This is a genomic window from Pseudomonas parafulva (genome assembly GCF_002021815.1).
Classification (GTDB): domain Bacteria; phylum Pseudomonadota; class Gammaproteobacteria; order Pseudomonadales; family Pseudomonadaceae; genus Aquipseudomonas; species Aquipseudomonas parafulva_B.
The window spans coordinates 4,278,148-4,289,719 of record NZ_CP019952.1 but is presented as its reverse complement, the minus strand read 5'-3'; the positions used below and the strand labels follow the sequence as shown (position 1 = coordinate 4,289,719).

Genomic DNA, 11,572 nt, shown 5'->3' with positions numbered 1-11,572 from the left:
TGCGTGCTAACCCGCTACTGCCATTACGCAGTAAGGCGCGGCTGCCAGACCACGCCCCCGTTGCCTATAGGCCGTGGCGCTGGGCCATCCGGCGTCGCCAGTTGTGTAGGCATTGCTCAAGTTGCGCCGGGCTCTGGATGTGCTGGCGGCGCGCCTGGCTCAGCAGAATCAACGCCAGCTCGGCGGTCACCTGTGCGTCGGCGCTGGCGTGATGACGCGCCTGTACCTGCAGCCCGAAACGCGCCACCCAGTCATCGAGCCCGGCCTCTCGCAACACCGTGTCGGGATTGAGCATGGGTGCCATCTCGGCCACATCTAGGAAGGGTATTTGCAGACGATAACCCAGGCTCTGTTTGAGGGCCCGTGCAAGCATGCGTTCGTCGAATGGCGCGTGGAATGCCAGTACCGGGCTGGTGCCAATGAACTCGAGCAGGTCAAGCAGTGCGTGCCCTGGGTCGCACCCCGCTGCCAGAGCGCTTGGGCCCAGGCCGTGTATCAGGACGCTGGGGTTGGTTTTCTGCTCAGGTCGGTACAGGGTTTGTTCGAACTGCTGCGAGAAGTCCAGCGCCCCGTCCTCGATAGCCACTGCGCCTATGGACAGCACTTGATCGCGGTTGGTGTTCAGGCCGCTAGTTTCCAGGTCAAGCACCACCCAGCGCTGCTCGCGCAGGGTGCAGGTGCCAAGCGCAGTGGGTGCAGGCAAGGCCGCCAGGCGTTCACGCTGCGAAAGCGCAAGCTGCGGAGCATGGGGACGCAGCCATGCGAACAAGCTCACAGCTGGTACCGCATGGCCAGGCTGCTCTGCAACCGCTGAGCTTGGCGCAGGGACTCGCGCAAGATGCGCCGGTCCAGGTGGTTGAGGCTATCTGGGTCCAGGCGGTTGGAGTAGGCCAGGTGCTCGCGTGCCTGGCGTTGATGTTGCTGCATGCGGGTCTGTTGGATGAAATGGTACGCCTCTTCGTACGCGGCGCCGTCCAGTGGGTTGATCACGCCCTTGCCCACCAGTTGGCGAATGCGCTCCAGGGTATTGCAGGCGCTGATCCCGTGAGCCAGCGCCAGCACACGTGCGCCGTCGACGAAGGGCGTCAGGCCCTGAACCTTGAGGTCCAGCGTGCCAGCCTTGTCAGCACCCTGGCGGGTCAGCACGAAGTCGCGCAGACGGCCCACAGGCGGGCGTTGGCGCAGGGCATTGTCAGCCAGCATGCGTTGGAAGATACGGTTGTCGCCTATCTGCTTCAGCAATGTGCTGCGCAACGCCTCGCAGGTGTGCTCATCGCCCCAGACCACCCGCAGGTCGAAGTAAATGCTCGAGCCCAGGAGGTTTTCCGGGCTGGCCTCACGCACGAAGCCGGCAAAGCGCCGCGACCACTCGCTGTGCGACAGGCACAGCGCAGGGTTGCCGGCCATGACATTGCCCTTGCACAGCGTAAAACCGCACTGCGCCAGGCATTGGTTGATGTACTGCGCCAACGGTAGCAACCGCGCCCGAATGGCCTGGGCTTCGGTGTCATCGGCCGCGTCGAAAAGAATGCCGTTGTCCTGGTCGGTGTGCAGGGTCTGCTCGCGCCGCCCCTCACTGCCAAAACAGAGCCAACTGAACGGCACCCCCGGATCGCCACGCTCTGCCAGCGCCAGTTCGATGACTCGGCACACCGTGTGGTCGTTGAGCAAGGTGATGATTTGGGTGATCTGTGTAGAGGAAGCACCGTGTGCGAGCATGCGCTCGACCAACTGGCTGATTTCGCCTCGCAGGGAAACGAGGGTGTCCAGGCGCGGTGCATGACGAATGGTGCGTGCCAAGTGAACAAGGTCTACCCGCTGCAGGGAAAACAGATCGCGCTCGGACACCACCCCACACAATCGCCGGTTCTCCACCAGGCAGACGTGCGCGATGTGTCGCTCGGTCATTGCCATGGCGGCATCGAAGGCACTTGCCTGGGGGCTCAGGTAGAACGGTGCGGCGGTCATGTGCCGCGCCACGGGTGCACCCAGGTCGGCATCGGCTGCGGCCACCACCTGGCGCAGGTCGCGCAAGGTGAAAATGCCCGTGGGCTGGCGCTGCCCATCGACGATCACGATCGAGCCAACCTGCTGCTCATGCATCAGCCTTACGGCTTCGCGCAGCGGAGTCTCAGGGGCGCAGGCCACGGGATGACGCATGGCCAGTTCGCCCAGCGGTGTATTCAGGGAGTACTGGGTGCCCAGGGTCTGCACCGCCTGCTGACGGACTTGTTGGTTGACTTGGTCCAGCAGGCTGCTGACCCCTCGCAAGGCGAAATCGCGGAACACCTCGGAGAGGGAAAAGACGCGGATGAATGCCGCTTTGTTCAGTTGCAGGCAGAAGGTGTCGTCACCGGCCAGGTGCTCCGTACGCGTGGCTCGCTCGCCGAGCAGGGCCGCCAATGGAAAACACTCGCCATGGGTAATCTCGAACGTGGTCTCAACCCCCGGTTTGACCAGGTGCTGCCGTTCACCGACGACGCGGCCCTGCTTGACGATGTAGAAATGCTCAACCGGCCCGTCGCTTGGCTTGATGATGCTTTCGCCGCTGGCGTAGAAGCGCAGCTGGCACTGCTCGACCAGATAGGCCAGATGGCTCTGCTCCATCTGATTGAAGGGTGCAAAGCGTTGGAGGAATTGCAGGGTGCCCTGAATGTTCTGCAGCACCGCAGTTCTACCCGCTTGCTGGTAGGCGTCTTTTTTGCTCATCGACCTGACCGTATCGCTACGCCGAACTATATATATCTATCTATAGGGCCGGCTTTGTTGTTTTCGGCGTTCATGGTCGGCCTGCAGGGGCTTGGTGCCCATTGGACGTAAGTCTAGGGCGCGACCACGTCAATGATCCGACGAAAGGTAAATCGGGTGTCGGAAAATCCGCGGTCTTACCTGTAGAGCGAATGGATACGAGACGACCATGTCTGAGCACACCGATATTTTGAGCGACGCAGAGCGCGCGGCACTGGCTGCTGTGAGCGCGCCACCGCCTGCCCGGCCGGTGGTGCTCGTGGTCGACGACAATCCGGTCAATAGCGAAGCCTTGATGTTGTACCTCAAAAGCAAGGGTATCGACGGCATGACGGCCGATGGCACCCAGGAGGCGCTGTTCAAGCTTCATTACGAACCTCGAATCGCGCTGATGATCACCGATCTGCGGATGCAGCCCGAGGATGGGCTGTCCCTTATCCACAAGGTGCGCGAGATGCCGGAGGCGGACCGGGCCGCGCTTTCGATCATCGTGGTATCAGGCGATACCGATGTGAAAGAGGCCGTTGATGTCATGCACCTGGGGGTTGTGGACTTTCTGTTGAAGCCCGTGGACCTCACGAAGCTGCTCGAACTGGTGAAGCGCGAACTGAAGATGGCCTGACGCGCAAGCGGGGCCCTAAGGCCCCGCCGATCAACGCTGCAAGCAGCTCACTTTACCCACCGGTCGTTCAAAGTCCGTTGCGTGCCTTGAACTCACGGCGACGGCGATGCAGCACAGGCTCGGTATAGCCGTTGGGTTGCTTGGCGCCTTCGAGTACCAGCTCGACTGCCGCCTGGAAGGCAACGTTGTCGTCGAAGTTGCCCGCCATCGGGCGATACAGCGGGTCGCTGGCGTTCTGCTTGTCGACCACCGCCGCCATGCGCTTGAGGCTTTCGAGCACCTGCTCCTGGCTAACTACGCCATGGCGCAGCCAGTTGGCCAGCAACTGGGCAGAAATGCGCAAGGTGGCACGGTCCTCCATCAGCCCCACGTTGTTGATGTCGGGCACCTTGGAGCAACCCACGCCCTGGTCGATCCAGCGAACCACATAGCCCAGGATGCCCTGGGCATTGTTGTCCAGCTCGTTGCGGATTTCCTCGTCAGACCAGTTGGGGTTGGTCGCCAGCGGAATGGCCAGGATGTCATCGACCGAAGCCGGTGTGCGCGAAGCCAGCTCGCGCTGGCGCGCCTGCACGTCCACCTTGTGGTAATGCAGGGCGTGCAGGGTGGCGGCCGTTGGCGAAGGCACCCACGCGGTATTGGCACCGGCCAGCGGGTGAGCGATCTTCTGCTCCAGCATGGCGGCCATCAGGTCGGGCATGGCCCACATGCCCTTGCCGATCTGCGCACGCCCTTGCAGGCCGGTGGCAAGGCCTACATCGACGTTGTTGTTTTCATAGGCGCCGATCCACTTCTCGTTTTTCATGGCGCCTTTGCGCACGACCGGGCCTGCTTCCATGGAGGTATGGATTTCGTCGCCAGTGCGGTCGAGGAAGCCCGTATTGATGAACACCACGCGCTCGGCAGCGGCCTTGATGCAGGATTTGAGGTTGACCGTTGTGCGGCGCTCCTCGTCCATGATGCCGACTTTGACGGTATTGCGCTTCATGCCCAGCAGGTCTTCGACCCGGCTGAATATCTCGGCGGCGAACGCCACTTCTTCCGGGCCATGCATCTTCGGCTTGACGATGTACACACTGCCGGTACGGGTGTTGCGACGGCTAGTGGTGCCGTTGAGGTTGTGCAGCGCCATGAGGTTGGTGAACAGACCGTCCTGGATACCTTCCGGGACTTCGTTGCCTTGGGCGTCGAGGATGGCCGGGTTGGTCATCAGGTGACCCACGTTGCGCACGAACAGCAGCGAGCGACCATGCAGGGTGACGCTGCCCCCGTTGGGCGCTGCGTACTCGCGATCAGGGTTCATGGTGCGGGTGAACGTCTTGCCGCCTTTGCTGACGCTTTCGGCCAGGTCACCTTTCATCAGCCCCAGCCAATTGCGATACACGACCACCTTGTCGTCGGCATCGACTGCCGCCACGGAGTCTTCGCAGTCCATGATGGTGGTCAGTGCCGATTCCATTAGGATGTCCTTGACGCCTGCAGCATCGGTGCTGCCCACCGGGGTACTGGCATCGATCTGGATTTCGAAGTGCAGGCCGTTGTGCTTGAGCAACACGGCAGTCGGGGCGTTGCTGTCGCCGTGGAACCCAACCAGTTGGGCATCGTCGCGCAGGCCGGTGTTGCTACCGCCTTTGAGGGTGACGACCAACTGGCCGGCCTCGATGCGATAAGCCGTGGAATCGACGTGCGAACCTGCCGCCAGCGGTGCCGCTTCATCGAGGAAGGCACGGGCGAAAGCGATCACTTTGTCGCCACGTACCTTGTTGTAGCCTTGCCCCTTCTCGGCACCGCCTTCGTCGCTGATGGCGTCGGTGCCGTAAAGCGCGTCGTATAGCGAGCCCCAGCGGGCATTGGCGGCGTTCAGGGCAAAGCGTGCGTTCATGACCGGTACCACCAACTGCGGACCGGCCATGTGGGCGATTTCTTCGTCCACATTTTGCGTGGTGGCCTGGAAATCGTCGGCTTGTGGCAGCAGGTAACCGATTTCCTGAAGGAAAGCCTTGTAAGCCGGGGCGTCGTGGGCCTGGCCTTTGCGGGCCTGATGCCAGGCGTCGATCTGGGCTTGCAGCTCGTCGCGCTTGGCGAGGAGGGCTTTGTTCTTTGGAGCGAGGTCGTTGATGATCTTTTCAGCACCTGCCCAGAACTGCTCGGCGACGATGCCGGTTCCGGGGATGGCTTCGTTGTTCACGAAGTCGTACAGGACCTTGGCGACCTGAAGGCCACCGACTTGAACGTATCCAGTCATTGCTTGCCTCACTCTGCTCAGCTATTTCGCTCTTTTGTATTGAGCCTGTAGCGCTTCTCCTCGCACGGCACCAGTGCATGCCTCCGGTAGGAGCCCGGACGCGGCTGGGTGCGGTTTGCCTGCCTGACGGCAAGCAGCGTGCATTCTTCACAGGCGCCTCGACAGACCTTCAAACGACGTTGTGTAGTCCGCGCCCACGGATACTACATGAAGCAGCCGGCTGGGCACTATCAGACTAAAAGCGGCGTCAGGCGACCTGTTGGTCGCACAAGATCGTGCAAGGAAACGCCATGTTCGCAAAAAACGGAGTGATTGTTCCAGATAAATCTAAAAACAGTACACGATTTATAAGTCAGATTGCCCTGCGGCAGGTTGACGCGCCGTGCCTATACTGTGGCGACACCCCGGCCCCTGCAGGGCCTGAACCCCACTCGAGGAACATCCCGTGGAACATCTTGTGCTTACCGCGATCGCCCCGGACAAGGCTGGCCAAGTCGAGCGGATCGCCCAGTGCATCGCTGATTTCGAGGGCAATTGGCTGGAAAGCAGCATGTCGCGCATGGCTGGGCAATTTGCCGGCATCCTGCGGGTAGCAGTGCCGGCGGATCGGTATGACGCGTTGGTAGACGCGCTTGGGGCATTGTCCGCACACGGCATTCGCGTGCAATTGGCAGAAAGTGGCGGCGAGCCTACCCATGCATCCAAACCCTTTGGCATGGACCTGGTTGGTAACGACCGGCCAGGGATCGTGCGCGATATCACCCGTGTGCTGGCCGAGCTGAACGTGAACGTCGAACGGATCGCCACGCAGGTACGTCCGGCACCGATGAGCAACGAACCGCTGTTCCATGCCGAGGCCCTTCTGGCAGTGCCCGCGTCCCTTCCTCTGGAGCAACTGCAGCAACGTTTGGAGGCCCTGGCCGATGACTTGATGGTGGAGTTGCGACTACGCGCGGATGAGTGAATGCCGATCGCGCTTGCAGTAAAGCTTGCAGGGGTTATCCCTATTTAAAGGGGACGGCCTTGTGGATAAGCTGGGGCTATCGCGCCCGAGCGCCCGGCCTGCAAGGGCTGCGGAGATTTGATCGAAAATTGATCAATGCAGAGGGGGTTGTTCACAAACGACGGGGAAGAGGGTGTGGATAAGCTCTGGAGATGTCTCTGCAGCCTTTGGAAACCAAGGTATACAGAGACATGATCATTTTTTGATCAGCGGCTTTTACGCAAACTCCACCACGCATCGACGCTGTACAGCGCCAGCCCCGCCCAGATGAACATGAATGCCGTGAGCGTGCTTGGGGACAGATGCTCGTCGAACAGCCATATGGCCTGGAGCAAGACCAGCGTTGGTGCCAGGTACTGCAGAAAGCCCAGCGTGGTGTAAGGCAGGTGCCGTGCGGCAGCGTTAAAGCACACCAGCGGCACCAGCGTCACAGGGCCTGCAGCCATGAGCCACAAGGCCTCGCTTGTGGTGTAGAACGTGCCTTGCGCGCTCATGGCGGCGGGGTGCAGCAGCAGCCAGCCAAGCGCCAGCGGTACCAGCATCCAGGTCTCGACCACCAGCCCGGGCAGGGCCGCCACGGGGGCTTGTTTGCGAATCAGCCCGTAAAACCCGAAGGTCAGCGCCAGTGCCAAGGATACCCAGGGCAAGCTGCCCACTTGCCAGACCTGTTGCATCACGCCGAGCGCGGCCAGGCCGACCGCCAGCCACTGCAGGCGGCGCAGTCGCTCGCCGAGGATGAGCATGCCGAGCAGGACGTTGATCAGCGGGTTGATGTAGTAGCCAAGGCTGGCCTCGAGCATGCGTCCATTGTTCACCGACCAGACATACGTCAGCCAATTGGCTGCGATCAATGTGCCGCTCAACGCCAGGATGGCCAGGCGCCGCGGGTTGTCGCGCAGGTCACGCCACCAGCCGGGGTGCTTCCAGAAGGCGAGCAGTACCGAGCCGAACAGTGCTGACCACAGCACACGGTGGACGATGATCTCCACGGCGGGCACGCTCTGGATGGCTTTGAAGTACAGGGGGAACAGGCCCCAGATGATGTAGGCGCTCAGGCCCAGGAGATACCCGCGACGCGGGTTTGCAGCGTGCATGCAGAGTCCTTGCTTAAGATGCTGATTAACGGCAGTTATTGTAGACAGAGCCGACGGTCGATCTAGAACAACTTGAGTGGGGCCTCATCGAGGGCGGCCATTTGCTCACGCAGCGCCAGAATCTGATCGCCCCAGTACCGCGGCTGACCAAACCAGGGGAAGCTGGGTGGGAATGCCGGGTCATCCCAGCGACGCGCCAGCCAGGCACTGTAGTGCAGTTGACGCAGGGCACGCAGCGGCTCGATCAACGCCAGCTCGCGCGGGTCGAAGTCGTGAAATTCGTTGTAGCCCTCAACCAATTCGGCCAGCTGGCCCTGACGCTCATCCCGATTGCCCGCCAGCAGCATCCACAGGTCCTGCACCGCAGGGCCCATGCGGCAGTCGTCCAGGTCAACTACATGGTAGATCTCGTCGCGGTGCATCAGGTTGCCCGGGTGCAGGTCACCGTGCAGGCGGATGGTCTGGTGCGGGGTGCGGGCATAGGCGGCTTCCACGCGTGCCAGCACATCGCGCGCAACCGATTCGAATGCGGGCAGCAATTCTCGGGGAACGAAATCGCCCTTGAGCAGTGTATCCAGCGAGTCATGCCCGAAGTTATCCACAGCCAGCGCCTCCCGGTGTTCGAACGGTCTGCTGGCAGCCACGGCATGCAGACGACCGATCAACTGGCCAAGGCGGTACAGCTGGTCGAGGTTGCCGGGTTCCGGGGCATGGCCACCACGTCGCGGAAACAGCGTAAAGCGAAAGCCACCGTGTTCGAACAGCGTGTTGCCTTGATGCTGCAGGGGCGCTACCACCGGCACTTCGCAGGCGGCCAGTTCGGCCGTGAAGCGGTGCTCCTCGACGATGGCTGCATCGCTCCAGCGTCCGGGCCGGTAGAACTTGGCGATCAAGGGCTGCTCGCCCTCGATACCCACCTGGTAAACGCGGTTTTCATAGCTGTTGAGCGCCAATACCCGCGCATCGCTGAGAAACCCCAGGGATTCCACGGCGTCGAGCACCAAGTCGGGGGTAAGTGTGGCGAACGGGTGGGACATGATGACTCCGGCGGTAGGCAGCGTGGTCCTCATGTTACCGCGTTGGCCAGCCAGGCGCCGCAGGGGACTCGGCCATTTGCCAGGGCCGCGACAGGTCAGGCCGGGATGCCAATCACCACATCAGCGGCAGAGAACTGCACACGCAGAGCGCTACCCACTGTCACCTGGTGCTCTGCCAGCCAGGCCGGTTCGGCGAAGGCGCACAGGATCTGACCATTGCCAAGCGCAAGGCGCACTTCGTGGGGGCCGTCGGTGCCCGTGAGAAGCGCGTCCACGGTCACCTGCAGGCAATTGTGCTGTTGATCCGCCTGGTCGCTGTGGCCCAGCAGGCGCACCCAGCCTGCCTTGAGCAAGGCCACCACCGTCGTGCCCAGGGTTAGCCCCAGGCGCTCGGTGCTGTCGTGGGTGATCAAGGCTTGGATCTGTAACCCCCCACTTAGTGCGAGCCCAACTCGGTCATGCCATCCCACGCGATGCAGGTCGCTGACCTGCCCTTGCAGCTGGTTTCGGGCGCTGGTGCGCAGCATCAGGCGACCGAGCAGGTCAAGGTCGCTCACATCATCGGTGGCTTCGAGTAACTGAGCCTGCAGGGCTTGCAGACGCTGATACAGCCGCAGCACCCGTTCGCCTTCGGCAGACAGGCGTGCCCCCCCGCCACCGCGACCACCAGTGCTGCGCTCCACCAGAGGGCTGCTGGCCAGGTTGTTGAGTTCATCGATGGCATCCCAGGCAGCCTTGTAGCTCATGCCGGCAGCCTTGGCGGCGCGGGTAATGGAACCCTGCTCGGCAATATGCTGCAAGAGGGCCACGCGCTGTGGGCGGCAGGTAATGTGGTGGGTCAGTGGGACAGGTAGGGGCATGGGCATCCGACCGGTTCGGTGATGGGCCAGTGTACGGGGTGGGCGTAGCGTACCACTGCGTCGCCATCACTGGTCTGCAGGCTATGCATGGCCGGGCTTGGGTGTACGTGCCAGGCAATAGACGTCCACACGTGCGGCACCTGCCTTGCGCAGGACCTGTGCAATAGCCTGCGCCGTCGCACCGGTGGTCAGTACATCGTCGACGAGCGCGACATGTTGGCCGTGCAGGCCATCGCACACGGCGAACGCCTGGCGCAGGTTGCGCCATCGAGCCTTGGCGCTCAAATGCTGTTGGGCCGTGGTGTGGCGGGTGCGTACCAGCAGATGTTCGACACAGGGCACTGCCAATTGCCTGGACCACCAACGCGCCAGCATCGCGGCCTGGTTGAATCCCCGTTCGCGCAGCCGGCGCTGTGCCATGGGTACGGGAACCAGCACGTCGGGACGGGGCAGGTCTTCGGCGTAGTGATGGCTCAATGCATGACCGGCAATCTCAGCCATCAGGCGTCCCAGCGGCCACTGGCGGTTGTGCTTGAATCGACTGATCAGGGTGTCCACCGGAAAGGTGAAATGCCAGGGTGCAAGCACCCGTTCGAATGCTGGCGGCCTGCGGTTGCACTGCCCGCACTCCATGCCTGCCATGGCCAGAGGCAGGGCGCAGCGTATGCAGTGGTCATCATCCAGCCAGGGCAATTGTTGTTCACATGGCTCGCACAGTGCGTAAGGTTGCAACGCAGGTGCACTGCATAAACCACATGTCTGGTTAATTACTGACCATTTGTAAACCAGTCTTTTAAGCATAAGTTGACAGTTCATGGGCCTTCCCTGACTATTTCGGCTATCCGTGAAGCGCGGGCGTTCTCCTTGCCCGGCGCTTGCTAGAGCCTAAACAAGGAAACGCCGATGAGCGCCAGCACAACTGCAACAACACGTCACGACTGGTCCCTGGCCGAGGTCAAGGCGCTGTTCCAACAGCCGTTCAACGACCTGATCTTCAACGCACAGGCCGTACACCGTGCGCATTTCGATGCCAACCGGGTGCAAGTCTCCACGTTGCTGTCGATCAAGACCGGTGCCTGCCCCGAAGACTGCAAGTACTGCCCGCAGTCCGGCCACTACAACACCGGCCTGGAAAAGCAGAAGCTGATGGAGGTGCAGAAGGTGCTCGAGGAGGCCGCGCGCGCCAAGGCGATCGGTTCTACGCGCTTTTGCATGGGCGCTGCGTGGAAGCACCCTTCGGCCAAGGACATGCCCTATGTGCTGGAGATGGTCAAAGGTGTCAAAGCCATGGGCCTGGAAACCTGCATGACCCTCGGCAAGCTCGACCAGGAGCAGACCCAGGCGCTGGCCCAGGCGGGCCTGGACTATTACAACCACAACCTCGATACCTCCCCCGAGTTCTACGGCAGCATCATCACCACTCGCACCTACGCCGAGCGCTTGCAGACCCTGGCCTATGTGCGCGATGCCGGCATGAAAATCTGCTCTGGCGGCATCCTCGGCATGGGCGAGACACTCGATGACCGCGCAGGCCTGCTGATCCAACTGGCCAACCTGCCCGAGCATCCGGAGTCCGTGCCGATCAACATGTTGGTCAAGGTGGCCGGTACGCCGCTGGCCGATGAGGCCGACGTCGATCCGTTCGACTTCATCCGCATGCTGGCGGTGGCCCGTATCCTCATGCCCAAGTCGCACGTGCGCCTTTCGGCAGGCCGTGAGCAGATGAACGAACAAATGCAGGCCTTGGCCTTCCTGGCCGGTGCCAACTCGATCTTCTACGGTGAAAAGTTGCTGACAACGGCCAACCCCCAGGCCGACAAGGACATGCAGCTGTTCGCACGCCTGGGGATCCAGCCTGAAGCCCGTGAAGAGCACGCCGACGAAGTGCACCAGGCTGCGATCGAGCAGGCGCTGGTCGAGCAGCGCAACGACGCGTTGTTCTACGACGCAGCGTCGGCCTGAC

Annotated in this window: 10 protein-coding genes; 3 read left to right on the top strand and 7 right to left on the bottom strand. The window is 62.0% G+C overall.

Annotation, left to right across the window (positions count from 1 at the left end; translation table 11 throughout):
• Positions 1–64 precede the first annotated feature (64 nt).
• Both B2J77_RS19355 and B2J77_RS19350 read right to left on the bottom strand, forming a co-directional pair.
• Entirely contained in the window at positions 65–775 is a 711-nt protein-coding gene (locus B2J77_RS19355; RefSeq protein WP_078479247.1) for a PolC-type DNA polymerase III, read from the bottom strand.
• Positions 772–2,709 carry a putative nucleotidyltransferase substrate binding domain-containing protein gene (locus tag B2J77_RS19350; protein WP_078479246.1) on the bottom strand — a complete coding sequence of 646 codons (1,938 nt, stop codon included), beginning with the start codon at positions 2,707–2,709 and terminating at the stop codon, positions 772–774. The genes B2J77_RS19355 and B2J77_RS19350 overlap by 4 nt, the downstream gene beginning before the upstream one ends.
• A gap of 208 nt (positions 2,710–2,917) precedes the next feature.
• On the opposite strand from B2J77_RS19350, the gene B2J77_RS19345 reads away from it, so the two are divergent.
• Positions 2,918–3,370 carry a response regulator gene (locus B2J77_RS19345; protein ID WP_078479245.1) on the top strand — a complete coding sequence of 151 codons (453 nt, stop codon included), beginning with the start codon at positions 2,918–2,920 and terminating at the stop codon, positions 3,368–3,370.
• A gap of 67 nt (positions 3,371–3,437) precedes the next feature.
• Here B2J77_RS19345 and B2J77_RS19340 read toward each other — a convergent pair whose 3' ends face one another.
• Entirely contained in the window at positions 3,438–5,615 is a 2,178-nt protein-coding gene (locus B2J77_RS19340; RefSeq protein ID WP_078479244.1) for a malate synthase G, read from the bottom strand.
• 445 nt (positions 5,616–6,060) lie between these two features.
• Here B2J77_RS19340 and B2J77_RS19335 point away from each other — a divergent pair, with 445 nt between their 5' ends.
• Positions 6,061–6,579 (top strand): glycine cleavage system protein R, encoded by a 519-nt coding sequence (locus B2J77_RS19335; protein ID WP_058639085.1) that lies wholly within the window; start codon positions 6,061–6,063, stop codon positions 6,577–6,579.
• A gap of 245 nt (positions 6,580–6,824) precedes the next feature.
• On the opposite strand, the gene rarD is transcribed toward B2J77_RS19335, so the two are convergent.
• The 4 genes from rarD to B2J77_RS19315 all read right to left on the bottom strand — a co-directional run bounded on the left by rarD (position 6,825) and on the right by B2J77_RS19315 (position 10,425).
• Complete coding sequence (gene rarD / locus B2J77_RS19330) at positions 6,825–7,712, bottom strand: EamA family transporter RarD (RefSeq protein WP_078479243.1); 888 nt, start codon at positions 7,710–7,712, stop codon at positions 6,825–6,827.
• A gap of 62 nt (positions 7,713–7,774) precedes the next feature.
• Positions 7,775–8,749, bottom strand: coding sequence for a serine/threonine protein kinase (locus tag B2J77_RS19325; protein WP_078479242.1), 975 nt, complete (start codon positions 8,747–8,749; stop codon positions 7,775–7,777).
• A 95-nt stretch (positions 8,750–8,844) separates the two neighbouring features.
• Positions 8,845–9,609, bottom strand: a complete 765-nt coding sequence (locus B2J77_RS19320; RefSeq protein WP_058639105.1) for a TOBE domain-containing protein — start codon at positions 9,607–9,609, stop codon at positions 8,845–8,847.
• 81 nt (positions 9,610–9,690) lie between these two features.
• Positions 9,691–10,425 carry a ComF family protein gene (locus tag B2J77_RS19315; RefSeq protein ID WP_078479241.1) on the bottom strand — a complete coding sequence of 245 codons (735 nt, stop codon included), beginning with the start codon at positions 10,423–10,425 and terminating at the stop codon, positions 9,691–9,693.
• 87 nt (positions 10,426–10,512) lie between these two features.
• On the opposite strand from B2J77_RS19315, the gene bioB reads away from it, so the two are divergent.
• Positions 10,513–11,571: a biotin synthase BioB gene (gene bioB / locus B2J77_RS19310; RefSeq protein WP_058603006.1), complete on the top strand. Its 1,059-nt coding sequence runs from the start codon at positions 10,513–10,515 to the stop codon at positions 11,569–11,571.
• Position 11,572 lies beyond the last annotated feature (1 nt).